Here is a 24,151-nt window from a genome sequence, read left to right as displayed (position 1 = left end):
GCTTCTCCGAATTCAGGCCAGCGCCGCACGGGTGGCGGCGACAGCGTCTGGGGTGTTGAGGTTGTAGGTGGTCACGCCGTCGGCGCAACGCTTGTTCAGGCCGGCCAGGACCTTGCCCGGACCGCATTCGACCAGGTTCACCGCGCCGCGCTCGGCCAGGGCCTGCACGCACTCGACCCAGCGTACCGGCTGATACAGCTGCGCCAGCAGGTCCTGCTTGAGGGCGTCGAGGTCGGCGGCGATGGCGGCAGTGACGTTCTGCACCACCGGGATCTGCGGGGCCTTCCATTCGATGGCGTTGACCGACTCGGCGAAACGCTCGGCGGCCGGCTTCATCAGCGCGCAGTGCGACGGCACGCTGACCGCCAGCGGCAGGGCGCGCTTGGCACCGGCCTCTTTGCACAGCTCCATGGCGCGATCCACCGCTGCCTTGTTGCCGGCGATGACCACCTGGCCAGGGGAGTTGAAGTTTACCGCGCTGACCACTTCGTCTTCGGCAGCCTTGGCGCAGATCTCGACCACGACCGCGTCGTCCAGGCCAAGGATCGCGGCCATCGCGCCATGACCGGCCGGCACGGCTTCCTGCATCAGCTGACCGCGGCGCTCGACCAGGCGCACCGCGTCCTTCAGCGACAGGCTGCCAGCGGCGACCAGGGCGCTGTATTCACCCAGGCTATGACCGGAGACGTACGCAGGCTGCGCGCCACCCTCTTCCAGCCACAGGCGCCACAGGGCAATCGAGGCGGTCAGGATGGCCGGCTGGGTCTTGTCGGTCTGGTTGAGTTGTTCTTCCGGGCCTTCCTGGACCAGTTTCCACAGGTCGTAGCCCAGGGCCTCGGACGCTTCCTTGAAGGTCTCGACGATTACCGGTTTTTCGGCGCCCAGCTCCTTGAGCATGCCCAGCGACTGGGAACCTTGACCAGGAAAGACGAATGCGAGGGATGCAGACATTGAACAAGCCCTTATGATCTTGTCGTCGGATGGGGTGCGCCGGGCCTTGGGCCGGGCGCGCAATCTGAAAGCTTGGATGGAGCGGCAGACCAAGCGGTCACATTTAAGCACTTCATTGCGGATATGCCTAAGACCTGTTTTAGCCTTATCACGGCAACAGGTCTTCGAGGCGTCCGTGCAGACGCTGCGGCAGGTTTTCCTGGATCTCGATCAACGCCCGCTGGATCGCACTCTGCAAGCCCTGCACGCCGGCAGAACCATGGCTCTTGATGACGATGCCCTGCAAGCCCAGGAAGCTTGCGCCATTGTGTCGCGCCGGCGCCAGGTCGGCCTGCAGGCGCTTGAGCAACGGCATGGCCATGGCCCCGGCCGCCCGCGCCAGCAGCCCGCCACGGAACAACGCCTCGATGCGCGCGCCGATCATGGTCGCCAGGCCTTCACTGGACTTGAGCAGGATATTGCCGACGAATCCATCGCACACCACCACGTCCGCCTCGCCGCGGTACAGCCCGTCGCCTTCGACGAAGCCGATGTAGTTCAGGCCCCGGGCGTTCTGCAGCAGACTGGCGGCCAGCTTGACCTGCTGGTTGCCCTTGATGTCCTCGGTACCGATATTGAGCAGCGCCACCCGCGGCCGGTGCACGCCCAGGGCCTGGGCAGCCACCGCGCCCATCACGGCGAACTGGTAGAGGTTTTCCGCGCTGCAATCGACATTGGCGCCGAGGTCGAGCAACTGGCAATAGCCCGCCTGGGTCGGAATCGCCGCCACCATCGCCGGGCGATCGATACCAGGCAGGGTCTTGAGCACCAGGCGCGACAGGGCCATGAGCGCGCCGGTGTTGCCGGCACTCACGCAGGCCTGGGCCTTGCCATCACGCACCAGTTCGAGGGCGACGCGCATCGACGAGTCCGGCTTGCCACGCAACGCCTGCGATGGCCGCTCGTCCATGCCGATCACTTCGCTGGCCGCGACAATCTGCAGGCGCGCGCGATCCGCAGCCGCAAGGCCGCTGAGGAGATCTTCAAGGAGGGAGGGTTGACCGACGAGGGTCAGGTGCAGCGAGGGGGTAGCCGAAAGGCAGGCAATGCTAGCCTGGACAATGTTGCGGGGACCGAAGTCCCCGCCCATTGCGTCGATCGCGATGATCTGAGCGGACAAGGATTACTCGTCGGCGCCCTTGTCGATCACTTTGCGACCACGGTATACGCCTTCTGGCGATACGTGGTGACGCAGGTGTACTTCACCGGTGCTCTTCTCTACCGACAGAGCTTCTGCCGACAGGGCGTCGTGCGAACGGCGCATGTCACGGGCAGAGCGGGATTTTTTGTTCTGCTGAACAGCCATAATTGATTAACTCCTAAACGTTTGGGTCACGCTTTAACTGCGCCAATACACTGAACGGGTTGGACCGCGATACCTCGTCCTTGCTCGGCTCGGGCTCATCGAGTCCCGCCGGCTGCTGGCATTCTTCCGGATGATGAGCAGGCACGATCGGCAGGGCGAGCAACAGCTCTTCCTCGACCAACGCCTGCAGATCCAAAGGATCTTCGCCCAGTTCCAGCACGTCATAGCCTTTCGGCAACGACTGGGTGTTCGCACCCTCCTTCACCACGGCGTATGTGCATTCGCTGTGGATCGGCAGGGTGACCAGCTCAAGACAACGCTGGCAAACCATCTTGACTTCGACGTCCAGCGCGCTGTGGATAACCACCACGTGCTGCTCATCTCGTTCAAAATCGAACTTCGCCTGCACCGTACCGACATTGTCGGAAAGCGGGTCGCAGAGTCTTTCCAAATCAGCGAGTTGCAGCGAACCTTCGAGGGTTACGCCACGATCAGCCAATTTGCGCGGGTCAACGTGAGGTGGAATCGGGTCATTCAACATAGGCGCAGCATTCTAGGGATGCACCCCCTCCCTGTCAAAGGAAATTAGGTGTCATCTCGCATGTTAGAATTCGGGGTAATTGCCCAGGAGTCTACCATGCTTCCCTTGTTACTGGCTTCCAGCTCTGCGTACCGCCGTGAACTGCTCACCCGCCTGCGCCTGCCCTTCACCTGGGCAAGCCCCGACCTTGACGAACGGCGCCTCGATGACGAACCCGCCGTCGAGCTGGTCCGCCGCCTGGCTCGACAGAAGGCCGAAGCCCTGGCCGCCAGCCACCCCGACCACCTGATCATCGGCTCCGACCAGGTGGCGGTGCTGGGCGAGCAAATCCTCGGCAAACCCCACACCTTTGAACGCGCCTGCGAGCAATTGCTGGAGAGCAGCGGGCAGCAGGTCACTTTCCTCACCGGGCTGGCGCTGCTGAACAGCGCCACCGGCCACTGCCAGGTCGATTGCGTGCCGTTTACCGTGACGATGCGCGAGCTGGATCGAGAGCGCGTGGAGCGCTACGTGACGGCCGAGCAGCCGCTGGATTGCGCCGGCAGCTTCAAGGCCGAGGGACTGGGGGTCAGCCTGTTCCAGAGCACCCACGGCTGCGATGCCACGAGCCTGATCGGGCTGCCACTGATTCGACTGGTGGACATGCTGCACAAGGAAGGCGTGCAGGTGCCTTGAACATGCAATCGCGGGGCAAGCCCGCCCCCACGAGGCCAATGAGCGACCAGTGGGAGCGGGCTTGCCCCGCGATGAATGCCACGCCGATTCAGCTCAACGCAGCGAAGGCCCCTGGAAGCCCATATACAGCGCCAGGCGCTCCGCCACGCTGGCACCGATACGCTTGGAGAAACGATCAAACGGCGACTCCTGCACAGTGAAGTCCACCAACTCCTTCTCGCCCACGATGTCGCGGGCGACATAGCTGGCACTGCCCAGCCCGTCCACCAGACCCAGCTCCTTGGCCTGCTCGCCCGACCAGATCAGCCCACTGAACAGCTCAGGGTGATCCTTGTCTTTCAGGCGCTCGCCACGCCCCTGCTTGACCATGGCGATGAACTGGCGGTGCGTGGTGTCCAGCACACCCTGCCAGAACGCGGTTTCTTCGGGTTTCTGTGGCGAGAACGGATCAAGGAACGCCTTGTGCTCGCCAGCCGTATAGGTACGACGCTCCACCCCCAGCTTGTCCATGGCCCCGACGAAGCCGTAGCCGGCCGCGGTGACACCAATGGAACCGACCAGACTGGCCTTGTCGGCATAGATCTCGTCGGCGGCGCTGGCGATGTAGTAGGCCCCGGACGCACCGAGGTCGGCGATCACCGCATACAGCTTGATGGCAGGGTACTCGGCGCGCAGACGACGGATCTCGTCGTACACATAGCCTGACTGCACCGGACTGCCGCCCGGGCTGTTGATACGCATGACCACAGCCTTGGTCTTCGGATCCTTGAACGCCTCGCGCAGACTCTTGACGATATTGTCGGCGCTGGCCGGCTCCTGGTCGGCAATCACGCCGCGCACCTCGACCAGCGCGGTATGGTTGCCGCTGCGCGAGGCCGCCTTGTCCACATCCATCAACGGCGTGAACAGAAACAGGATGCCAAACAGGTACACAAAGGTCAGCAGCTTGAAGAAGATCCCCCAGCGCCGCGCCCGGCGCTGCTCCTGGACGCCTGCCAGCAAGGTCTTCTCCAGCAGCTTCCAGCTCTTGCGCTCCTCACCGGCTTCGTCCGGCTCGGGCGCCTTCCATTCGTCAGTCATGCTCACCTACCTTGGAAATTGATCTGCGCAGGCTCGGCCAGCCATTCGCGCAACTGGGAAAAATGCTCGATGCACACTTGCGGGCCGAATTCGGCCAAGGCCTGCAGCGACATGGCGCCGTAGCCCACCGCTACCGAATGCATGCCGGCGTTGCTGGCCATCTGCAGGTCGAACGCCGAATCTCCGACCATCAGCGCCCGCCCGGGTTCGACCCGGCAATGGGCGAGAATCTCTTCGAGCATCAGCGGATGCGGCTTGCCACGGGTTTCGTCGGCAGCCCGGGTGATGTCGAAATAGCCTTCCCAGCCATTGGCCTTGAGCACCCGGTCCAGGCCGCGCCGCGCCTTGCCGGTGGCCACTGCCAGACGATACCCCTCGGCACGGAACGCCTCCAGCGACTCGACCACGCCGTCGAACAACGGCGACGGCTGCTGGTCCAGCGCCATGTACACGTCGGCGTAGTGCCGGCGGAACGCCTCGACCTGCTGCGCATCGAGGTGCGGGTACAGGGTGGCGATCGCCTCCCCCAGCGCCAGGCCGATGATGCCCTTGACCGCCTCGTCGCTGCTGGGGGCCTCGCCGGCACGCCCGGCGGCCACGTTCATGGCCTCGACGATGCGCCCGATGGAGTCGGCCAGGGTGCCGTCCCAGTCGAAGATCAGCAGGTCATAACTTTTATTCATGGCTCAGGACGCCAGTCGCTCGATGGTCTTGGCCCACATCTCATCCACCGGCGCCTCGAGCTTGAGCTCACCACCATCGGGCAGCGGCACGGTCAGCTGGTAGGCATGCAGGAACAGACGCTTGCCGCCCAGCTCGCGGATCTCGCGAGTGAAGTCTTCATCGCCGTACTTGCTGTCGCCGGCGATCATGTGCCCGGCATGCAGGGTATGCACGCGGATCTGGTGGGTACGCCCGGTGATCGGCCGCGCCTCGACAATAGTGGCGAACTCGCCGAAGCGGCGCAGCACGCGGAACATCGTCAGCGCGTCCTTGCCCTCGTCGTTGACCTCGACCATGCGCTCGCCGGAACGCAGGTTGCTCTTCTGCAGCGGCGCATTGACCTGCTTCTTCGAGGTCGGCCAATGGCCGCGCACCAGCGCCATGTAGCGTTTGTCGACGCCATCGCCGCGCAGGGCGGCATGCAGGTGGCGCAGCATGCTGCGCTTCTTGGCGATCATCAGCAGGCCCGAGGTGTCGCGGTCCAGGCGATGCACCAGCTCCAGCTCCTTGGCGTCCGGGCGCAGTTGGCGCAGCGCCTCGATCACGCCAAAGCTCAGGCCGCTGCCGCCGTGCACGGCGATGCCGGCCGGCTTGTTCATCACGATCAGCGCCTTGTCCTCATAGACAATGGCCGCCTCGAGGCGCTGCAGCAGCCCTTGGGCCACCGGCGCCGGCTCGTCGCGCTCGGGCAGGCGCACCGGTGGCACGCGCACCACATCGCCGGCCTGCAGCTTGTACTCGGGCTTGATCCGGCCCTTGTTGACCCGCACCTCACCCTTGCGCAGGATGCGGTAGACCAAGGTCTTGGGCACGCCCTTGAGGGCCGTGATGAGGAAATTGTCGATGCGCTGGCCGGCAAGCTCCGGCGGGACTTCGATCAGCTGAACGCCGGAAGTCGGGGGGGTATTGGTCGTCATGGCGGGATCATAACAATTTTTTATGGAATTGAAGCACTTAATCATTGCTGCTATAGTCGCGAACGCCGCCAAAAGCGGCAGGCCAGCGGCACCAGGCTCTACGCCGGCCCTGACCATCGCAATTCCCGAGGACGCGAGGCCGTCCTACGGAGCGTTCGCCAGTTTAACTAAATGCCTGGAATCGCCACCAGCGCTGTGTAGAGAAGACCGAAAAAAAACGACAAGTGCGGTGTTTCACCTGCTTATCCCGATTCTTTTCGCCGTACCTCTGCCCGCCACCGTCGTTTCCGCGCATTCGGGCGAATGCTTCGGAAATACCTGCCTTGGATATGTTATGGCGCCAGCCCGGAACCGGGCTGGCGAAAAATGCAACCCGTTGCGGATTCAGCGCGCGGCAGCACCGAATTTTCAGGGATACGTGCAGGGTGGAGATGTACAGCCCTCGGACCGTGTGGCACCGAACCCGCCCCAGCGCCCCATTCAACGGGCAATGAGCGGACAAGGTCCTGAACAGACGCCCTGGTGGCGTCCACGGACGACCGGTTGATTCCTCCTCCTGACTGAGTGCACCAGGCCCGCTCGATTGATTCGGATAACCTTCGAAAAGCTCGACAGGTCTTTTGGCACCGCAAAACAGGACGCGTCGTCGCGACAACGGCAGGCTGGGCAACCGGCTGGTGCCGAACGTCGCCAGACACGGGGGTGGCCCGCCACCCTTTGCGCACCTTGGCACCGACCCTGACAAGTCGTGTGTGCCGCACGCCGTTTCCGGCAGCCCGGAAACCGACGGTACAACATGAAAAGAATGCTGATTAACGCAACTCAGCCCGAAGAGTTGCGTGTAGCCCTGGTGGACGGCCAACGTCTCTACGACCTGGACATCGAGTCCGGCGCCCGCGAGCAGAAAAAGGCCAACATCTACAAAGGCAAGATCACCCGGATCGAGCCCAGCCTCGAAGCGGCCTTCGTCGACTTCGGCTCCGAACGACACGGCTTCCTGCCGCTGAAGGAAATCTCCCGCGAATACTTCAAGAAAGCCCCTGAAGGCCGGGTCAACATCAAGGAAGTCCTGAGCGAAGGCCAGGAAGTCATCGTCCAGGTCGAGAAGGAAGAGCGCGGCAACAAAGGCGCCGCCCTGACCACCTTCATCAGCCTGGCCGGCCGCTACCTGGTACTGATGCCCAACAACCCGCGCGCCGGTGGCATCTCCCGCCGCATCGAAGGCGAAGAGCGCAACGAACTGCGCGAAGCGCTGAACGGCCTGACCGTTCCGGGCGACATGGGCCTGATCGTGCGCACCGCGGGCCTGGGCCGCAGCAGCGAAGAAATGCAGTGGGACCTCGACTACCTGCTGCAGCTGTGGACCGCCATCAAGGAAGCCTCGCAAGACCGCGCCGCGCCGTTCCTGATCTACCAGGAAAGCAACGTCATCATCCGCGCCATCCGCGACTACCTGCGCCAGGACATCGGCGAGGTGCTGATCGACAGCATCGACGCCCAGGAAGAAGCCCTGACCTTCATTCGCCAGGTGATGCCGCAGTACGCCAGCAAGGTCAAGCTGTACGAAGACAGCGTGCCGCTGTTCAACCGCTTCCAGATCGAAAGCCAGATCGAAACCGCCTTCCAGCGCGTGGTCGACCTGCCGTCCGGCGGCTCGATCGTCATCGACCCGACCGAAGCCCTGGTGTCCATCGACATCAACTCGGCGCGCGCCACCAAAGGCAGCGACATCGAAGAAACCGCCCTGCAGACCAACCTGGAAGCGGCCGAAGAGATCGCTCGTCAGCTGCGCCTGCGCGACATCGGCGGCCTGATCGTCATCGATTTCATCGACATGACCCCGGCCAAGAACCAGCGCGCTGTCGAAGAGCGCGTGCGTGAGTGCCTCGAGGCCGACCGCGCTCGCGTTCAGGTTGGCCGCATCTCGCGCTTCGGCCTGCTGGAAATGTCCCGTCAGCGCCTGCGTCCATCGCTGGGCGAAAGCAGCGGCATCGTCTGCCCGCGCTGCTCCGGCACCGGCATCATCCGTGACGTCGAGTCGCTGTCGCTGGCGATCCTGCGCCTGATCGAGGAAGAAGCACTGAAGGACCGCACCGCCGAAGTGCGCGCCCAGGTACCGATCCCGGTGGCCGCCTTCCTGCTCAACGAGAAACGCAACTCGATCACCAAGATCGAACTGCGCACGCGCGCACGCATCATCATCCTGCCGAACGATCACCTGGAAACCCCGCACTTCGAAGTCCAGCGCCTGCGCGACGACAACCCCGACGTGCTGAACAACCAGTCCAGCTACGAGATCGCCTCCGCCGAGACCGAAGAAGCGCCGCAGCCGACCGCCACCCGCACCCTGGTGCGCCAGGAAGCCGCGGTCAAGACCGCGCCGGCCCGCGCCAACGCCCCGGTGCCGACCACCGCTGAAGAGCAGCCGGCCCCTGCCGCGCCGGTCGCCGCCCCTGTCGCCGCCGAGCCGAGCCTGTTCAAAGGCCTGGTCAAGTCGCTGGTCAGCCTGTTCGCCGGCAAGGAAGAGCCTGCCGCCGCACCGGTCGCCACCACCGAGAAGCCCGCCACCGAACGCTCGCCACGTAACGAAGAGCGCCGTAACGGTCGCCAGCAGAGCCGCAACCGCAACGGCCGTCGCGAAGAAGACCGCAAGCCACGCGAAGAGCGCGGCGAGCGCGCCCCGCGTGAAGAGCGCGGCGAGCGCGCCCCGCGTGAAGAGCGCGGCGAGCGCGCCCCGCGTGAAGAGCGTCAGCCTCGCGAAGAGCGTGCCCCGCGTGAAGAACGTGCGCCACGCGAAGAGCGTCAACCGCGCCAGCCGCGTGAAGATCGCCGCGGCAACCGCGAAGAGCGCGTGCGCGAACTGCGCGAGCCACTGGACGCCGCACCGACTGCCCGCGAAGAACGCGCACCGCGTGAAGAGCGTGCGCCACGCGAAGAACGCGTAGCCCGTGAAGAGCGCGCGCCACGCGAAGAGCGTGCACCGCGTGAAGAGCGTGCTCCACGCGAAGAGCGCGCTCCGCGTGAAGAGCGCGCCCCTCGCGAAGAGCGTGCTCCGCGTGAAGAACGCGCCCCCCGCGAAGAGCGTGCACCGCGTGAAGAACGTGCCCCACGCGAAGAGCGCCAGCTGCGCCCTGAGGTGCAGGCCGCCGAACAGGCCGTGGAGCTCGCCGAGGAGCAACTGCCGAACGAAGAGCTGCTACAGGACGAGCAGGAAGGCGCCGATGGCGAGCGTCCACGCCGCCGTTCCCGTGGCCAGCGTCGTCGCAGCAACCGTCGTGAGCGCCAGCGCAACGCCAATGGCGAGCTGATCGACGGCGGCGACGAAGACGCCGGCGAAGAGCAGCCACAACAGCACCAGGCCACCGAGCTGGGTGCTGAATTGGCCGCCGGTACAGCCGTGATCGCTGCCGTTGCCACCAGCAACATCAGCGCCGACGCCGAGGCCCAAGCCAACCAGCAGGCCGAACGCGCCAGCGCCGCTGTCGCCGAGACCCAGGTGCAAATCACCGAAGTCGTGGCCGAGCAGGTCGCCATCGCCCCGGTGGTCGAGCAGCCTGTCAGCGAGCCAGTGGTCGCTGCCGAGCCGAGCATCGAGCCTGTCGTCGAAGTGGCGCCACAGCCTGTGGTCGAAGAAGCCGCCGCCGAGCAGCCGGCCGCCGCCGTTGTCGAGGCAGCGGTCGAGCCGGCCGCGGTCGTGCAAGCCCCAGTAGTGGAAGCGGGCGAGATCGAGAAGGCACCGGTTGCCGAAGCGGTTGAAGCCAAGGCGCCAGTCGCCGAACAGCCTGCCCCGGTAGCTGAAGCCGTCGAAGCCCAGCCTGAAGCGGTCGAAGCCCCGGTGGCCGAGCCTGCGCCAGCCGTGGTTGCCGAGCAAGCACCGGTCGAGCCGTCCACCATCATGCTGCCGAACGGCCGTGCGCCGAACGACCCGCGTGAAGTGCGTCGCCGCAAGCGTGAAGCCGAAGCCGCCGCCGCTGCTCTGGCCGCCGCCCAGGCTACCCCGGCCGAAGCCCTGGAAACCGCTGACGAGCACAAGCCTCATCACGGTTGATAGCCTCGGCTGAATGAAAAAGCCCCGCCAGTGCGAACTGGCGGGGCTTTTTCTTTGCCGGTGGATGGCACCGGCTCTGCCGGTGATCGCGGGGCAAGCCCAGGCCACCCCATCAGTACAAGTTCGGCTCCATCTCCAGCTCAACCCCGAAGCGCTCGAGGATATCCGCCTGGATCCGCCGCGCCAGCGCATGCAACTGCGCCCCGCTCGCCTGGCCGTAGTTGACCAGCACCAACGACTGCAAGCGGTGCACCCCCGCATCGCCATCGCGATAGCCTTTCCACCCCGCCTGCTCGATCAACCAGCCGGCCGCCAGCTTCACTTGGCCATCGGCCTGGGGATAGGCCACCACGCCAGGATGCCCGGCACGAATACGCTCGGCCAACTCAGCGGACACCACCGGGTTCTTGAAGAAGCTCCCTGCATTGCCCAACTCAGCCGGATCCGGCAGTTTCTCCCGACGGATACTGCAGATCGCGTCGCTGATCGCCTGCGCGGTCGGCTGCTCGACGCCCTGCTCCGCCAGGCGCTGACGCACCGGGCCGTAGTCCAGGTGTGCCTGCAAGGTACGATTCAAGGCAAAGCGCACGCGTACAATCAGCCAGCGCCCGGGGTTGCGTTTGAACACGCTGTCGCGATAACCGAACGCGCACTCTTCCAACGAGAAATCCCGCAGCTCGCCGGTCTCGCGGTCCAGCGCGGTCAAGCCGGCGAACACATCCTTGATCTCCACGCCATAGGCACCGACGTTCTGCATCGGCGCGGCGCCCACGGTGCCGGGGATCAAGCTGAGGTTTTCCAGCCCGCACAAGCCCTGCCCAAGGCTCCACTGCACGAACGGGTGCCAGGGCTCGCCGGCCTCGGCCTCCACCACCACCCGCTCACCATCATCGCTGAGCAGGCGTCGGCCACGGCTGGCCATGTGCAGCACCAGGGCCTCGACATCGCGGGACAACAGCAGGTTGCTGCCGCCGCCAATCACCAGCACCGGCACCTGCCGCTCGGCGGCCTGGGCCAGGGCCTGGCGGGCTTCGTCGTCGTCATGGGCCTGGGTGAAGTAGCGGGCACTGACATCGATGCCGAAGGTGTTGTAGGGCTTGAGCGACACGCGCTCCTGCCAGTGCGCCGTCATAACCGCCCCTTGATTTCCACGACCAGCTCGCGGCAGGCCGCCTCGATCAGGTCCAGGACCTGCTCGAAGCCTTCGGCACCGCCGTAGTAAGGGTCCGGCACTTCGTCCAGGGCCGCGCCATAGCGGCGCAGGAACAGGTCGAGCTCGCCCTTGGCGTTGTGCGGACGCAGGGCCTGCAGGTTACCCAGGTTGCTCTTGTCCATGGCCAGGACCAGGTCGTACTCGGCAAAATGCGCCGCCTTGATCTGCTGGGCACGCTGGCGCGACAGGTCGTAGCCACGGGCCAGGGCGGCCTTGCAGGTGCGACTGTCGGGCGCCTTGCCGACATGCCAGTCGCCGGTGCCGGCGGAGGCCACCTGCACCACATCACCCAGGCCTGCGGCCTCGAGCTGATGGCGCAGCACGCCTTCGGCGGTCGGCGAGCGGCAGATGTTGCCGAGGCAGACGAACAAAACGCGCATCAGGCCTCCAGCAAGCGCCGAACGCGCTCCAGGTCTTCAGGGGTGTCCACGCCCACGGCCGGCGCCTCGATGGCGTCGGCGACATGGATGCGCACGCCGTGCCACAGGGCGCGCAGCTGCTCCAGCGATTCGGTCTGCTCCAGCCAGCATGGGCCCCAGGCGACGAAGTCCTGGAGGAAGCCCACCCGGTAGGCGTACATGCCGATATGACGGCGATAAGGCACGCCTTCCGGCAGCTGGTCGCGGTTGTGGGCGAAGGCGTCGCGGGCCCAGGGCAGCGGCGCGCGGCTAAAGGTCAGGGCCAGGCCGTGCTTGTCGCTGACCACTTTGACCGCATTGGGGTTGAAGAGGGTTTCCGGGGCGTGGATCGGCTCGGCCAGGGTGGCGATGCCAGCCTCCGGGTGCGCGGCGAGGTTGGCCGCCACCTGGTCGATGATCACCGGCGGTATCAGGGGCTCGTCGCCCTGCACGTTGACCACGATGGCATCGGCGGCCAGGCCCAGCTGGGCGGCCACCTCGGCCAGGCGATCGGTGCCCGACTCATGGTCGGCACGGGTCAGCAGCACCTCGGCGCCAAACGCCTGGCAGGCCTCGACGATGCTGGCATCGTCGGTGGCGATGACCACGCGGCTGGCGCCGCTCTTGCGCGCCTGCTCCCACACATGCTGGACCATCGGCTTGCCGGCGATCGGCAGCAATGGCTTGCCCGGCAGGCGCGTGGAGCGCAGCCGGGCGGGAATCACCACGGTGAAGTCCAGGCTCATTTGTCCAGGCGCTCTTCGTCGGTCAGGGTGCGCGCCTCGCTTTCCAGCATCACCGGGATGCCATCGCGGATCGGATAGGCCAGGCCGGCGCCCTTGCTGATCAGCTCGGTCTTGTCGGCGCTAAGCTTGAGCGGGCCCTTGGTGATCGGGCAGGCCAGGATATCGAGCAGTTTGGTGTCCATGGAGGTGTCCTTGCGACGGAAAATGAAAAAAGGCTCAGGGGCGGCCGGGCAGCAGGCGGTCGATCTGGGCGTCGAACCAGGCGCTGAAGGCGGGCGTCGGCACGGCGTCGACCGCCAGGTACCACCAGTCGTCGGCGGCGAAGGGCCGGCATTTCACCGCATCCTTCTCGGTCATCACCAGCGGCAGCGGCGGGCTGAACGACAGCACTTCACGGCTGTAGGGCGCATGGTCGGCGAAAGGGTGCGGCACCGGCTGCCAGTGTAGCCCCAGCAGGGTGTTGAAGAAACGTTGTGGATTGCCGATGCCGGCCACGGCGTGCAGCGCCTGGCCAGCCGGGAACAGGTCGAGCTCGCGGCGCTCGCCGCTGCGCAGGTTGATCAGCGCCGAGGGTTGCAGGCGGAAGGCGAAGCCGTCGGCGCGGTCGGTCTCGGCGCCGTTGAACAGCACCGCGTCGGCCTCGCCCAAGCGCTCGGCCGGCTCGCGCAATGGGCCGGCCGGCAGGCAGCGGTGATTGCCCAGGCCCCGGGCGGCGTCGATCAACACCAGCTCCAGGTCGCGAGCCAGGCGGTAATGCTGCATGCCGTCGTCGCACAGGATCAGGTCCGGCGCATCGCTGGCCAGCAAGGCCTGCACGGCGCGGGAACGGTCGGGGTCGATCACCAGCGGCACGCTGGTGCGCTGGACGATCAGCAAGGGCTCATCGCCGGCCTGATCCGCAGGCTGGTCAGCCTGGACGCGCCAGGGATAGTGCGGCGGCTTGGCGCCATAGCCACGGCTGACCACGCCGACCTTGAGCCCCTGCCGGCGGCAGTGCTCGATCAGCCAGAGGATCATCGGCGTCTTGCCGGTACCGCCGACGGTGATATTGCCCACCACGATCACCGGTACCGGGGCACGGTAGCTCGGGCTTTCGCCGCTGAGGAAGCGCGCGCGCTTGCGCGTCACCACGCGACGGTACAGGGCCTCCAGCGGCCGCAGCAGGGCCAGCGCCGGGTGCCCGGCGTACCAGGCGGCGAGCAGACGGTCGGCGAAGGCCATCAGGGCTTGCCCTGCGCGGCCTCGACGGTGGTCATGCGCAACTTGCTGAAGCCGAGCTTGCCGGCCGCGTCCATTGCGGTGATCACAGCCTGGTGCGGGGTCTTGCCGTCGGCGCTGATGGCCAGCGGCAGGGTGATGTCACCGCCGGATTCCTTCTCGATCGCCTCGGTCAGGGTGTCCAGGTCGCTCTTGGGCAGCAGGTGGTTGTTCACCGAGTACACGCCGTCGGCGCTGATGGTGATCTCCACCAGCTTGCCCTGGTCGGCCGGCGGCTGCTCGGCGCTGCTGGCCTCCGGCAACTCGACACGCAGCTGGGTCTCGCGGGTGAAGGTGGTGGTGACCACGAAGAACAGCAGCAGCACGAACACCACGTCGATCAACGACGCCAGGTTGATGTCGACGTTCTCGCGCTGGCGATTGCGCCGGAACTTCACGCCTTGCCTCCGGCCACTTCCACTTCGCGGTCGCCCTGCAGCACTTCCACCAGCTTGATCGCCTCCTGCTCCATGCCCACCACCAGCTCATCGATGCGGCGCAGCAGGAAGCGGTGGAAGAACACCGCCGGGATACCGACCATCAGGCCGGCCGCGGTGGTGACCAGGGCCTTGGAGATCCCCCCGGCCAGGACGGCGGCGTTGGCGGTCATCTGCGAGCCCATGAAGGCGCTGAAGATGTCGATCATGCCCAGCACGGTGCCCAGCAGGCCCAGCAGCGGGGCCATAGCGGCGATGGTGCCGAGGGTGCTGATGTAGCGTTCCAGCTCGTGGATGACCCGCGAGGCGGCCTCCTCGATGCACTCTTTCATGATCTCGCGGCCGTGGCGCGAGTTGGCCAGGCCCGCGGCGAGGATCTCGCCCAGCGGCGAGTCGGCGCGCAGGGCCTTGAGCTTGTCACTGGTGAGTTGCTTGTCCTTGATCCACATCCACACCTGGCCCAGCAGGTGCGGCGGGGTGACACGGCTGGCGCGCAGGGTCCACAGGCGCTCGACGACGATCGCCATGGCGGCGATCGAGCTCAGGATGATCGGCAGCATCATCCAGCCACCGGACTTGACCAATTCCCACACAGTTAGCATCCCCTCGGAAAAAGGCCGCCACTCTACCATAGGACCGCCTGGGGCTCATCTGCCGGAGGTCAGGGAATTCCTGTGTTGCCCCAGGGGGCTGCTTTGCAGCCCTTTCGTGACGCAAGGCCTGGTCGGAAGGGGGCGCAAAGCGCCCCCCGGTTCAATCCTCGATGGCGCGCCAGAACCGACGTTCCCGCCGCACACCTTCCACCCCACCCCGACTCCCCAGCACCAACCGCAACGCCCCCTCCAACGCCGTGTCATGCATCACCACCCCGTGCCGGCGATAGCGCTCGACCACCTGCCCATGGGGATGCCCGAAACCATTGTGCCGCCCCCGGGAAACCAACACCCCGCGCGGCGCCGTGGCCTGGACGAACGGCTCGCTGGACGACGTGCGGCTGCCATGGTGCGGCGCCTGCAACCAGTCCACCCGAGGATCGTCGGTCGCGGCCAGCCAGGCCCGCTCCGCACCGGCCTCCATGTCCCCGGCCAGCAGCAGGCGTTCGCCCTTGGCCTGCACGCGCAACACACAGGAGCGTTCGTTGCTGGAAGCCCCCTGCGGCCAGTGCCAGAGCTCGAAATCGACGCCATCCCACTGCCAGCGCTCGCCACTGCGGCACAGCGAGGCCGCTTCCAGCCCGGCAACCTCGCCGGCCAGCACTCGCGCCACCGAAACCCCACGCCGCACGGCCGCCGCCCCACCGGCATGGTCGGCATGGCCATGGCTGATCAGCATCATATCCAGCGCCTTCACCCCAAGCTTGCGCAAGGTCGGCAGCACCACCGTCTCGCCCAGGTCACTGCCACCCTGGGCCGGGCCTGCGTCATACAGCAGCGCGTGATTGCGGGTGCGCAGCAGCACCGCCAGGCCCTGCCCCACATCCAGCTGCCAGACCTCCACCTGCCCCGGCGGCACCTGTTCGCGTGGCGCCCACAGCGCCAGCAGCAGGACCACGCCCGGCGCCCGCAACGGCACGCCCCGGGGCAGCAACACCAGCACGGCGCCCAGGCACACCAGCAGCCAGGCCCACAACGGCAGTGGCTCGGGAATCCAGGCCGGCCGCAGCCCTGCCAATCGCGTCAGCACGGCAAACAACCCATCCAACGACAGGCCCGCCAGCCACAGCATCCCCTCCCCCAGCCCAGGCACCGGCAGCAGGGCCGTACCCAGCAACGCCAACGGCAGCACGCCCCAGCTGAGCCACGGCACCGCCAGCAGATTGGCCAGCGGCGCGCTGAGACTGACGGGCAGCCCCAAGGCCAGCAGCACCGGCAGCAACCCCACGGCGATCACCCACTGGGCGCGGGTCCAGGCCTGCCAGGGCCGCCAGGCACCCAGCCGGGCGGCAAAACACAGCACCAGCACCGCCACGGCAGCGAACGACAGCCAGAAACCCGGCAACAGGCTGGCCAGCGGCTCGACCAGCAGCACGCCCGACAGCGCCATCAGCAACGGCACCCAGGCGCCCAGATGGCGAAAGCGCAAGCGCCAGAGCAGCACCACCGCCAGCATCAGGCACGCCCGCTGCACCGGCACGCCGAACCCCGCCAGCCAGCCGTAGCCCAATGCCGCCGCCATCGCCAGGCCACAGGCCCAGGGCAGCCACGGCAGGCGCCGTGGCCACCCCCCCAGGCGTGCCAGCCCCGCCACCAGCCCGTAGACCAATCCGGCCAGCAAGCCGATGTGCTGCCCGGAAATCACCAGCAGGTGTACCGTGCCGGTGGCCTGCAGCACCTGCCAGTCCTCCCGCGCCAGGCCTGCGCCATCCCCGAGCACCAGGGCGGCCAACGCCGCCTCCCGGCCATGGGCATCGGTGGCCAGCAGGCGCTGGCGCAGGCCGTCGCGCCAACTGCTGGCCTCCTCGCCCTGGCGCATGCCGGCCTTGACCGTGCCGGTGGCACCGACCCGCCGCGCCAACAGCGTGGCCTCCTGATCCGGGCCATGGGGGTTGAGCAGGCCCTGCGGCCGACGCAGGTTGACCGCCAGCCGCCAGTGCTCCCCCGCTCGCAGCGGCGGCCCCTCGAACCAGCTCAATTGCACCCGCTGCGGCAACCGGGCCCGACGTGACTGCGGCTGCTCCAGCTCGAAACGCACGCCGCGCTCGGTACGGGTCGGCAGGCCGACCACCCGCCCCTCCAGCCACAGCGTGCGGCCATCCAGCGCGGCCGGCAGGCGGTCGTCCAGGGCCTGCTGCGCCGACCAGCAGGCCCAGCAGCCACCCAGCACGAACCAACCCAGCGGCCTGGCCCGGGTGCGCAGGCAGGCCAGGGCCAGCAACAGCAATGGAATCAGCCATCCGACCGGTGGCAGGGCAGGTAAAAAGCGCAGGCTCAACAGCCCGAGGACCAGCGCCAGCATCCCTGTGCGCATGAGATAGAGCTCCAGAAGCGAAAACGGCCCCTGAGGCTTAGCTGATCGGCGGAAAAAACCTGCTAAACAATTGTCACAAACTCTGAACGAGGCTGCGCTTCAATCAAGGCATACTGACGCCCTTCAACCCCGCCGGGAGCCCACATGCCGCGCCGTCTGTTCAAACGCTACATGCCGGACCCGACCAGCATCCGCGAACACAAATCCTTACGCTTTTTCGGCAAGCTGCTGCACGACCCCAACCTGTGGCACCTGAATCGCCATTCGGTGGCGCGGGCCATGGGCGTCGGCCTGTTCGCGGCGCTGATCCCGATCCCCATGCAGATGCTGCTGGCCGCCGCGCTGGCGATCCCGGTGCGCGGCAACCTGCCAATCGCGGTGAGCCTGGTGTGGCTGACCAACCCGCTGACCATGCCGCCGGTGTTCTTCGTCACCTACATGACCGGCGCCTGGCTGATGCAGGTGCCGCCGCGCACGCTGCCCGAGGAAATCACCGTCGACTGGGTCACCGACCAGCTGGCGACGATCTGGCAACCGTTCCTGCTGGGCTCGGTGGTGTGCGGGGTGGTACTCGGCGTGCTCGCCTACTTCACCACCATGGGCTACTGGCGCTGGTGGGTGGGCCGGCAGTGGCGCCGGCGCCAGTGCCGTTGTGCCCTCACCCGCAGCTCAGGCACGCATGCCGCGGCCGCTGACCAGCAGGCGCACGCACAGCAGGTAGAGCAGCGCGGTGGCCACCAGCATGAAGCTGATCGCCGTGCCGATGCTGATGTCCGACACCCCTAGGATGCCGTAGCGGAACGAGTTGACCATGTGCAGCACGGGGTTGGCCAGCGACACGGTCTGCCAGAACGGCGGCAGCAGGTTGATCGAGTAGAACACCCCGCCCAGGTAGGTCAGCGGCGTCAGCACGAAGGTCGGGATGATCGAGATGTCGTCGAAGTTGCGCGCGAACACCGCGTTGACAAAGCCCAGCAGCGAGAAGATGGTCGCGGTCAGCAGCACCACGACGATGGTCACACCCAGGTGATGCACCTGCAGGTGGGTGAAGAACAGCGACAGGATGGTCACGATCACCCCAACCGCCAGCCCGCGCAGCACACCGCCCAGCACATAGCCGACGAGGATGGTGTGCGGCGACACCGGCGACACCATCAGCTCCTCGATGGAGCGCTGGAACTTGCTGCCGAAGAAGCTCGACACCACGTTGCCGTAGGAGTTGGTGATCACCGACATCATGATCAGCCCCGGCACGATGTACTCCATGTAGGTGAAGCCGCCCATGTCGCCGATCTGCCGGCCGATCAGGTTACCGAAGATCACGAAGTACAACACCATCGTGATGGCCGGCGGCAGCAGGGTCTGCGGCCAGATGCGCAAGAAGCGCCGCACTTCGCGGTAGACGATGGTGTTCAGGGCGACCCAGTTGGTGCGCAGTTCCACACTCATACGGCCACCTTCGACAGGTTCTTTTCCACCAGGGACACGAACAGCTCCTCGAGTCGGTTGGTCTTGTTGCGCAGGCTTTGTACCTCGATGTTCTTCAGCGCCAGCTGGCCGAACAGCGCGGTGATGCCGATGTCCTTGTCCACCTGCACCTCCAGGGTGTGCGGGGTGATCAGCCGGCACGGGTAGCCCTGCAGCTCAGGCGCGGCGGGCAGGTCGTGCTTGAGGTCGAGGACGAAGGTCTCGACGTGCAGCTTGCCCAGCAACTGGCGCATGCTGGTGTTCTCGACGATGGTGCCGTGGTCGATGATGCCGATGTTGCGGCACAGCTGCTCGGCCTCTTCGAGGTAGTGGGTGGTGAGGATGATGGTGATGCCCTTCTGGTTGAGCTCGGTGAGGAAGCTCCACATCGAACGGCGCAGCTCGATGTCCACCCCGGCGGTCGGCTCGTCGAGGATCAACAGGCGCGGCTCGTGGATCAGCGCCCGGGCGATCATCAGCCGGCGCTTCATGCCGCCGGACAGCGAACGCGACGGCACGTCGCGCTTGTCCCACAGCCCGAGCTGCGTCAGGTACTGCTCGGCGCGCTCCTTGGCCACCTTGGGCGGGATGCCGTAGTAGCCGGCCTGGGTGACGACGATGTCGAAGGTCTTCTCGAACTGGTTGAAGTTGAACTCCTGGGGCACCACGCCCAGGCAGCGCTTGAGCGCCGCAGGCTCGCGGTCCAGGTCGTGGCCGAACACGTTGACCGTGCCGCTGGTCTTGTTCACCAGGGTCGAGAGAATGCCGATGGTGGTGGACTTGCCGGCGCCGTTGGGGCCGAGCAAGGCGAAGAAATCGCCTTCGGAAACGTCCAGGTCGATGCCCTTGAGGGCCTGGAAACCGTTGCCGTAGGTCTTGGTCAGCTGTCGGATGGACAGGGCGGAACTCATAGCGGGTCGGGTACCGAGAAAAGGGTGCGGGACACGCCAGGTGAAGTCACTGGCGCAGTGAGTGCGGCCATGGTGCAAGGGCTGGCCGCACAAGTACAGTCACATGTATCGATAGTGACTATCGAAGTGGCGTCACGTCAGGGCGCTCATCACCGCCGCCTGGTAGGCCGGGCGTTGCTTGAGGCGCTCGTACCAGGCTTGGAGTTGGTGCATGGCCGGGCGTTCAATCGGCATTTCGAACCAGGCGTAGATGAAGCTGCCCAGGGGAATGTCGCCCATGCCGATCTGCTCGCCGGAGAGGTACGGCTGCTTGGCCAGGGTCTCGTCGGCGATGGCCAGCAGTTGCGCGCACTGCTTGTGCGCGGCGTTGATCGCCACCCAGTCGCGCTGGTCCTCGGGGGTGCGCAGCAGGCCCCAGAACAGCGGGCGGAAGGGGCCGGCGAAGGACGAGGTGGTCCAGTCCATCCACTTGTCGGCCAGGGCGCGCTGGCGCGGGTCGTCGAGGTACCAGCCTTGTTCGGCGCCGTACTCGGCGCATAGGTAGCGCACGATGGCGTTGGACTCCCACAGCACCAGGTCGCCGTCTTCGAGCATGGGCACCAGGCCGTTGGGGTTCAGGGCCCGGTAGTGCGGTTCGTTGACCACGCCGAAGGCGCCGCCGGCATCGATGGACTCGAAGTCCAGGCCCAGCTCGTGGGCGATCCACAACGCCTTGCGCACATTGCTCGAATTCTTGCGGCCCCAGATCTTCAGCATGGCAACGTCCTTAATGAATGCGGGAGAGGGGTCAGTCTACCCCAAGCGGTGGGCGGTGCCAGTGAAAGCGGGGGCCGCTTTGCGGCCCCAGCGATCTCAAAGACTGTCAGATATTTCCGAACCTGAAACCAAATGCTTCAGCCAGCAAAGCTTGGGAACTATCCTACGCGCTTGCCGGAAGCCGCCACGTTGTCGGGGAAATACCCCGGGGATAACTTCATCGGGTCGCCCAATTGGGTGACCGGGTGTGAGAAACCCGATTACATATGACAACCAGCGGCTTCGTCATGGTGGCCGTGTGCGGGCAGGCTTCGGTCTGACCGGGTTTGTCCTATGTCCCGGTTTTCTCACCTCGTACACGGCCGCCACCCTCACCTCGTGAGAAAAGGCCTGGATGGTGGTTTTCAATGACCGCATAGGACTCTCGACCATGAAAAAAATCGTCCCAGACCCACCCCGTCTCTCCCACTTCCTCACCATCCGCCCCACCCTCCCCCGCGACGATGCCATGGCCGCCGCCGTCGAAGTGGCCACCGCCATCTCCGACGTCCTCGACATCTACTTCAAGACCGAGCCCGGCGAAGTCCAGGACCGCCTGTTCATCGCCAGCGACTACCTCGGCCAGCTGGCCTGCGCCCTGCTCGAGCACAAGCCGCAGGTGCAGCCATGAGCCGCGGCCATACCGCAGGCCGCACCACCTGCCTGGACCTGTTCAAGGTCGAGCCGGGTGTTACCTTCGAAGACGCCTTCAGCGAGTTGTCGGTGCTGCTCGGCTGCATCCGCCACCTGACCTGTGAGGCGGAGATGGAAGGCGACCTGCTGGCCGGCAGCTCGGCGCGGATCCTCAGCGCCATGGCCAAGGCGCTGATCGATGATATGGAGGTGGGGTTGAACCGCTCCAGATGATCTGATGACCGCATCGCGGGGCAAGCCCACTCCCACGCCCACATTGCATATCTGGCGTGGGAGCGGGCTTGCCCCGCGATGACTGCATGACATTCCCTACCGAACTCCCAGCGCCCCACCCTGTCATCTCCTAGGCAGGCCATCCACCCCAACACGTCTAAGCTCTGTGGATCGCCCCCGCCCCCCGCTTCCAAGGAGGAAGAATCATGCTGCTGTTGTGGTTGCTGGTCCTGGTGCTTGGCGCCGCGTATCTACTGCACCGGCGCCTGGCGCCCCTGCAAATCCTCGCGGCCATCGCCGCCTACACCCTGCTGATGGGCATCTTCAGCACCGCGCCAGGCTGGCTGCTGGCGCTGATCTGGGTAGTGATCGCCGCCAAGGCGGCCTTCTTCGCCCTGCCGGAGCTGCGCCGTAAACTATTCACCGCGCCGATGTTCAACTGGTTCCAGCGTACCCTGCCGCCAATGTCGCAGACCGAGCGCGAAGCCATCGACGCCGGCACCGTGTGGTGGGACGGCCACCTGTTCAGCGGCCGCCCCGACTGGAACACCCTGCTCGACTACGACGCACCCAGGCTCAGCGAGGAGGAACAGGCCTTCATCGACGGCCCCACCGAGCAGCTGTGCGCCATGGTCAGCGACTGGCAGATCGGCCAGGACCTCGACCTGCCGCCGCAAGCCTGGGACTTCATCAAGCAGCACGGCTTCTTCGCCCTGATCATCCCCAAGGAGTACGGCGGCAAGGGCTTCTCGGCCTACGCCCACTCCCAGGTGGCGATGAAACTGGCCACCCGCAGCGGCGACCTGGCCTCCACGGTGATGGTGCCCAACTCCTTGGGCCCGGCCGAACTGCTGCTGCACTACGGCACTGACGAGCAGCGCAGCCACTACCTGCCGCGCCTGGCCCGTGGCGACGACATCCCCTGCTTCGCCCTCACCGGCCCCCTGGCCGGCTCCGACGCCGGGGCCATGCCCGACACCGGCGTCATCTGCAAAGGCCAGTGGCAGGGTGAAGACGTCATCGGCCTGCGTCTGAACTGGGAGAAGCGCTACATCACCCTCGGCCCGGTAGCCACCCTGCTGGGCCTGGCCTTCAAGGCCTACGACCCCGACCACCTGCTGGGCGAGCAGACCGAGCTGGGCATCAGCCTGGCGCTGATCCCCACCGACCTCCCCGGCGTGGAGATCGGCCGACGCCACCTGCCACTGGGGGCCGCGTTCATGAACGGCCCCAACAGCGGCAAGGACGTATTCGTGCCGCTGGATTGCCTGATCGGCGGCCAGGCCATGCTCGGCAAGGGCTGGATGATGCTGATGAACTGCCTGTCGGTGGGCCGCTCGATCTCCCTGCCGGCGGTCGGCACGGGCGCGGCCAAGTACACAAGCCTCGTCACCGGCCAGTACGCCCGGGTGCGCGAACAGTTCAACGTGCCGCTGGCCGCCTTCGAAGGCATCCAGGAATCCCTGGCGCGCATCGGCGGCAACGCCTGGCTGATGGACAGCGCCCGCCTGCTCACCGCCAAGGCTGTCGACCTCGGCGAAAAGCCCTCGGTGCTGTCGGCGATCCTCAAGTACCACCTCACCGAGCGCGGTCGCGAGTGCATCCAGCACGCCATGGACGTGCACGGCGGCAAGGGCATCATTATGGGCCCGAACAACTACCTGGGCCGCAACTGGCAAGGCGCGCCGATCTTCATCACCGTCGAGGGGGCCAACATCCTCTCGCGCAACCTGATGATCTTCGGCCAGGGCGCGATCCGCTGCCACCCGTTCGTGCTCAGGGAAATGGCCCTGGCCGGGCGCGAGGACCACGACCAGGCGCTGAACGAGTTCGACGACCTGTTGCTGCAGCACATCCTGTTCGCCGCCGGCAACGCCGCCAGCACCCTGGTGCTGGGTTTGGGCCTGGGGCATTTCGAGAAGGTCCCGGGCGATGCCCTGAGCCAGGGCTACTTCCGCGCCCTCAACCGCCAGGCGGCGGCGTTCGCCTTGCTGGCCGACCTGTCGATGATGCTGCTGGGCGGCGCGCTCAAGCGCCGCGAACGCCTGAGCGCCCGGCTGGGCGATGTGCTCAGCTACCTGTACCTGTCCAGCGCCGCGCTCAAGCGCTACCACGACCTAGGCTCGCCCGAGTACCTGCGCCCGCTGCTGCGCTGGGCGCTGGAGGAAAGCCTGGGGCAGGCCGAGAACGCGCTGGACGCGCTGCTCGACAACTTCCCCAACCGCTTCCTGGGCTGCGCCCTGCGGGTGCTGGTGTTCCCGTTCGGCCGCCGGCATACCGGGCCCAGCGATGAGCTGGACGCCGAGGTGGCGGCGCTGATCGGCCGCCGCAAAGGCGACCCGGCGCTGGAAGAGCTGCTGGCGGGCTGCTTCAGGCCTCAGGCCGACGGCGACCCAGTGGCCGCGCTGCAGACAGCCTGCGACCTGCTGGACGATGCCGCTCCACTGCACAAGGCCCTGCATCAGGCGGTCAAGGAAGGCAAGGTGCAGGCGGCACCGGGGCAGTCGGTGATCGACGCCGCCATCGAAGCGGGCGTGTTGCAGGCGGAGGAAGGCCAGCGCCTGCATCAGGCCGAGCAGGCGCGGCGGGTGGTGATCGATGTGGATGCGTTTGACAAGGACGTGCTGCTGCCCGAGGCAGGCAAAGTGCGCTGAGCATTGGTCGACCGCATCGCGGGGCAAGTCGCATCGGCGCACCGCCGCTCCCACGCCAAATATGCGATTGGCGTGGGAGCGGCGGTGCGCCGATGCGACTTGCCCCGCGATGAGGCCAGCACAGGCAGCTACGCTGCCAGCCTATGCAAAACCGGCGTA

24 protein-coding genes are annotated in these 24,151 nt (G+C 66.3%); 6 read left to right on the top strand and 18 right to left on the bottom strand.

Annotated features, from left to right (window positions below):
* Positions 1-12 precede the first annotated feature (12 nt).
* The 4 genes from fabD to K5H97_RS08275 all read right to left on the bottom strand — a co-directional run bounded on the left by fabD (position 13) and on the right by K5H97_RS08275 (position 2,837).
* The gene (gene fabD / locus K5H97_RS08290) at positions 13-951 is read right to left on the bottom strand and encodes an ACP S-malonyltransferase (protein WP_028690989.1); all 939 of its coding nucleotides are present in this window, start codon (positions 949-951) and stop codon (positions 13-15) included.
* Between the two features lie 148 nt (positions 952-1,099).
* Positions 1,100-2,110 (bottom strand): phosphate acyltransferase PlsX, encoded by a 1,011-nt coding sequence (gene plsX, locus K5H97_RS08285; RefSeq protein ID WP_081791573.1) that lies wholly within the window; start codon positions 2,108-2,110, stop codon positions 1,100-1,102.
* A 3-nt stretch (positions 2,111-2,113) separates the two neighbouring features.
* Positions 2,114-2,296 (bottom strand): 50S ribosomal protein L32, encoded by a 183-nt coding sequence (gene rpmF / locus K5H97_RS08280; RefSeq protein WP_028690987.1) that lies wholly within the window; start codon positions 2,294-2,296, stop codon positions 2,114-2,116.
* A 13-nt stretch (positions 2,297-2,309) separates the two neighbouring features.
* Positions 2,310-2,837: a YceD family protein gene (locus K5H97_RS08275; protein ID WP_023630499.1), complete on the bottom strand. Its 528-nt coding sequence runs from the start codon at positions 2,835-2,837 to the stop codon at positions 2,310-2,312.
* A 96-nt stretch (positions 2,838-2,933) separates the two neighbouring features.
* On the opposite strand from K5H97_RS08275, the gene K5H97_RS08270 reads away from it, so the two are divergent.
* Entirely contained in the window at positions 2,934-3,512 is a 579-nt protein-coding gene (locus K5H97_RS08270) for a Maf family protein (RefSeq protein WP_028690986.1), read from the top strand.
* A gap of 93 nt (positions 3,513-3,605) precedes the next feature.
* Here K5H97_RS08270 and K5H97_RS08265 read toward each other — a convergent pair whose 3' ends face one another.
* From K5H97_RS08265 to rluC, 3 genes are read right to left on the bottom strand one after another with little or no spacing between them, the layout of a single operon-like run.
* Positions 3,606-4,592, bottom strand: coding sequence for a S49 family peptidase (locus K5H97_RS08265; RefSeq protein WP_028690985.1), 987 nt, complete (start codon positions 4,590-4,592; stop codon positions 3,606-3,608).
* Positions 4,593-4,594: 2 nt separating this feature from the next.
* Positions 4,595-5,275 carry an HAD family hydrolase gene (locus tag K5H97_RS08260; protein ID WP_028690984.1) on the bottom strand — a complete coding sequence of 227 codons (681 nt, stop codon included), beginning with the start codon at positions 5,273-5,275 and terminating at the stop codon, positions 4,595-4,597.
* Between the two features lie 3 nt (positions 5,276-5,278).
* A complete protein-coding gene (rluC, locus tag K5H97_RS08255) occupies positions 5,279-6,232 on the bottom strand; it encodes a 23S rRNA pseudouridine(955/2504/2580) synthase RluC (protein ID WP_028690983.1) in 954 nt (317 codons plus the stop codon).
* Between the two features lie 796 nt (positions 6,233-7,028).
* On the opposite strand from rluC, the gene rne reads away from it, so the two are divergent.
* Positions 7,029-10,280, top strand: a complete 3,252-nt coding sequence (gene rne / locus K5H97_RS08250) for a ribonuclease E (RefSeq protein WP_028690982.1) — start codon at positions 7,029-7,031, stop codon at positions 10,278-10,280.
* A gap of 112 nt (positions 10,281-10,392) precedes the next feature.
* Here rne and murB read toward each other — a convergent pair whose 3' ends face one another.
* The 8 genes from murB to K5H97_RS08210 form a co-directional block, all read right to left on the bottom strand.
* Entirely contained in the window at positions 10,393-11,412 is a 1,020-nt protein-coding gene (murB, locus tag K5H97_RS08245) for a UDP-N-acetylmuramate dehydrogenase (protein ID WP_028690981.1), read from the bottom strand.
* The gene (locus tag K5H97_RS08240; RefSeq protein WP_028690980.1) at positions 11,409-11,873 is read right to left on the bottom strand and encodes a low molecular weight protein-tyrosine-phosphatase; all 465 of its coding nucleotides are present in this window, start codon (positions 11,871-11,873) and stop codon (positions 11,409-11,411) included. Before K5H97_RS08240 ends, murB begins: the two co-directional genes overlap by 4 nt.
* On the bottom strand, positions 11,873-12,637 hold the full coding sequence (kdsB, locus tag K5H97_RS08235; RefSeq protein ID WP_028690979.1) for a 3-deoxy-manno-octulosonate cytidylyltransferase: 765 nt from the start codon (positions 12,635-12,637) through the stop codon (positions 11,873-11,875). Before kdsB ends, K5H97_RS08240 begins: the two co-directional genes overlap by 1 nt.
* Positions 12,634-12,819, bottom strand: a complete 186-nt coding sequence (locus tag K5H97_RS08230) for a Trm112 family protein (RefSeq protein ID WP_011532874.1) — start codon at positions 12,817-12,819, stop codon at positions 12,634-12,636. Before K5H97_RS08230 ends, kdsB begins: the two co-directional genes overlap by 4 nt.
* Before the next feature lie 34 nt (positions 12,820-12,853).
* Positions 12,854-13,858 (bottom strand): tetraacyldisaccharide 4'-kinase, encoded by a 1,005-nt coding sequence (gene lpxK, locus K5H97_RS08225; RefSeq protein WP_028690978.1) that lies wholly within the window; start codon positions 13,856-13,858, stop codon positions 12,854-12,856.
* Positions 13,858-14,292 carry an ExbD/TolR family protein gene (locus K5H97_RS08220; protein WP_028690977.1) on the bottom strand — a complete coding sequence of 145 codons (435 nt, stop codon included), beginning with the start codon at positions 14,290-14,292 and terminating at the stop codon, positions 13,858-13,860. The genes lpxK and K5H97_RS08220 overlap by 1 nt, the downstream gene beginning before the upstream one ends.
* Positions 14,289-14,924 carry a MotA/TolQ/ExbB proton channel family protein gene (locus K5H97_RS08215; RefSeq protein WP_028690976.1) on the bottom strand — a complete coding sequence of 212 codons (636 nt, stop codon included), beginning with the start codon at positions 14,922-14,924 and terminating at the stop codon, positions 14,289-14,291. Before K5H97_RS08215 ends, K5H97_RS08220 begins: the two co-directional genes overlap by 4 nt.
* Before the next feature lie 160 nt (positions 14,925-15,084).
* On the bottom strand, positions 15,085-17,298 hold the full coding sequence (locus K5H97_RS08210) for a DNA internalization-related competence protein ComEC/Rec2 (RefSeq protein ID WP_028690975.1): 2,214 nt from the start codon (positions 17,296-17,298) through the stop codon (positions 15,085-15,087).
* 144 nt (positions 17,299-17,442) lie between these two features.
* On the opposite strand from K5H97_RS08210, the gene K5H97_RS08205 reads away from it, so the two are divergent.
* Positions 17,443-18,084, top strand: coding sequence for a DUF2062 domain-containing protein (locus K5H97_RS08205; RefSeq protein WP_139121109.1), 642 nt, complete (start codon positions 17,443-17,445; stop codon positions 18,082-18,084).
* On the opposite strand, the gene K5H97_RS08200 is transcribed toward K5H97_RS08205, so the two are convergent.
* The 3 genes from K5H97_RS08200 to K5H97_RS08190 all read right to left on the bottom strand — a co-directional run bounded on the left by K5H97_RS08200 (position 17,968) and on the right by K5H97_RS08190 (position 20,432).
* A complete protein-coding gene (locus K5H97_RS08200) occupies positions 17,968-18,747 on the bottom strand; it encodes an ABC transporter permease (protein WP_028690974.1) in 780 nt (259 codons plus the stop codon). The genes K5H97_RS08205 and K5H97_RS08200 overlap by 117 nt on opposite strands.
* On the bottom strand, positions 18,744-19,676 hold the full coding sequence (locus K5H97_RS08195) for an ABC transporter ATP-binding protein (protein ID WP_028690973.1): 933 nt from the start codon (positions 19,674-19,676) through the stop codon (positions 18,744-18,746). Before K5H97_RS08195 ends, K5H97_RS08200 begins: the two co-directional genes overlap by 4 nt.
* A 132-nt stretch (positions 19,677-19,808) precedes the next feature.
* Entirely contained in the window at positions 19,809-20,432 is a 624-nt protein-coding gene (locus K5H97_RS08190; RefSeq protein WP_028690972.1) for a glutathione S-transferase, read from the bottom strand.
* A gap of 430 nt (positions 20,433-20,862) precedes the next feature.
* Between K5H97_RS08190 and K5H97_RS08185 the strand changes: the two genes are divergently transcribed.
* The 3 genes from K5H97_RS08185 (at position 20,863) to K5H97_RS08175 (ending at position 23,992) form a co-directional block, all read left to right on the top strand.
* Positions 20,863-21,102, top strand: coding sequence for a hypothetical protein (locus K5H97_RS08185; protein ID WP_036986124.1), 240 nt, complete (start codon positions 20,863-20,865; stop codon positions 21,100-21,102).
* Positions 21,099-21,338, top strand: coding sequence for a DUF3077 domain-containing protein (locus K5H97_RS08180; protein WP_028690971.1), 240 nt, complete (start codon positions 21,099-21,101; stop codon positions 21,336-21,338). Before K5H97_RS08185 ends, K5H97_RS08180 begins: the two co-directional genes overlap by 4 nt.
* Positions 21,339-21,544: 206 nt before the next feature.
* Positions 21,545-23,992 carry an acyl-CoA dehydrogenase gene (locus K5H97_RS08175; protein ID WP_028690970.1) on the top strand — a complete coding sequence of 816 codons (2,448 nt, stop codon included), beginning with the start codon at positions 21,545-21,547 and terminating at the stop codon, positions 23,990-23,992.
* The last annotated feature ends 159 nt before the right edge of the window (positions 23,993-24,151 follow it).

This window comes from Pseudomonas mosselii (genome assembly GCF_019823065.1).
Lineage (GTDB): Bacteria > Pseudomonadota > Gammaproteobacteria > Pseudomonadales > Pseudomonadaceae > Aquipseudomonas > Aquipseudomonas mosselii.
The sequence above is the reverse complement of the archived record's forward strand: the minus strand, read 5'-3'. Positions and strand labels throughout refer to the sequence as shown.

Excerpts from the sequence above, each read along its gene's own strand:
- fabD (WP_028690989.1), bottom strand. The coding sequence starts at position 951 with ATGTCTGCATCCCTCGCATTCGTCTTTCCTGGTCAAGGTTCCCAGTCG.
- rpmF (WP_028690987.1), bottom strand. The coding sequence starts at position 2,296 with ATGGCTGTTCAGCAGAACAAAAAATCCCGCTCTGCCCGTGACATGCGC.
- K5H97_RS08275 (WP_023630499.1), bottom strand. The coding sequence starts at position 2,837 with ATGTTGAATGACCCGATTCCACCTCACGTTGACCCGCGCAAATTGGCT.
- K5H97_RS08270 (WP_028690986.1), top strand. The coding sequence starts at position 2,934 with ATGCTTCCCTTGTTACTGGCTTCCAGCTCTGCGTACCGCCGTGAACTG.
- K5H97_RS08265 (WP_028690985.1), bottom strand. The coding sequence starts at position 4,592 with ATGACTGACGAATGGAAGGCGCCCGAGCCGGACGAAGCCGGTGAGGAG.
- K5H97_RS08260 (WP_028690984.1), bottom strand. The coding sequence starts at position 5,275 with ATGAATAAAAGTTATGACCTGCTGATCTTCGACTGGGACGGCACCCTG.
- rluC (WP_028690983.1), bottom strand. The coding sequence starts at position 6,232 with ATGACGACCAATACCCCCCCGACTTCCGGCGTTCAGCTGATCGAAGTC.
- rne (WP_028690982.1), top strand. The coding sequence starts at position 7,029 with ATGAAAAGAATGCTGATTAACGCAACTCAGCCCGAAGAGTTGCGTGTA.
- murB (WP_028690981.1), bottom strand. The coding sequence starts at position 11,412 with ATGACGGCGCACTGGCAGGAGCGCGTGTCGCTCAAGCCCTACAACACC.
- K5H97_RS08240 (WP_028690980.1), bottom strand. The coding sequence starts at position 11,873 with ATGCGCGTTTTGTTCGTCTGCCTCGGCAACATCTGCCGCTCGCCGACC.
- kdsB (WP_028690979.1), bottom strand. The coding sequence starts at position 12,637 with ATGAGCCTGGACTTCACCGTGGTGATTCCCGCCCGGCTGCGCTCCACG.
- K5H97_RS08230 (WP_011532874.1), bottom strand. The coding sequence starts at position 12,819 with ATGGACACCAAACTGCTCGATATCCTGGCCTGCCCGATCACCAAGGGC.
- lpxK (WP_028690978.1), bottom strand. The coding sequence starts at position 13,858 with ATGGCCTTCGCCGACCGTCTGCTCGCCGCCTGGTACGCCGGGCACCCG.
- K5H97_RS08210 (WP_028690975.1), bottom strand. The coding sequence starts at position 17,298 with ATGCGCACAGGGATGCTGGCGCTGGTCCTCGGGCTGTTGAGCCTGCGC.
- K5H97_RS08205 (WP_139121109.1), top strand. The coding sequence starts at position 17,443 with ATGCCGCGCCGTCTGTTCAAACGCTACATGCCGGACCCGACCAGCATC.
- K5H97_RS08200 (WP_028690974.1), bottom strand. The coding sequence starts at position 18,747 with ATGAGTGTGGAACTGCGCACCAACTGGGTCGCCCTGAACACCATCGTC.
- K5H97_RS08195 (WP_028690973.1), bottom strand. The coding sequence starts at position 19,676 with ATGAGTTCCGCCCTGTCCATCCGACAGCTGACCAAGACCTACGGCAAC.
- K5H97_RS08190 (WP_028690972.1), bottom strand. The coding sequence starts at position 20,432 with ATGCTGAAGATCTGGGGCCGCAAGAATTCGAGCAATGTGCGCAAGGCG.
- K5H97_RS08185 (WP_036986124.1), top strand. The coding sequence starts at position 20,863 with ATGAAAAAAATCGTCCCAGACCCACCCCGTCTCTCCCACTTCCTCACC.
- K5H97_RS08180 (WP_028690971.1), top strand. The coding sequence starts at position 21,099 with ATGAGCCGCGGCCATACCGCAGGCCGCACCACCTGCCTGGACCTGTTC.
- K5H97_RS08175 (WP_028690970.1), top strand. The coding sequence starts at position 21,545 with ATGCTGCTGTTGTGGTTGCTGGTCCTGGTGCTTGGCGCCGCGTATCTA.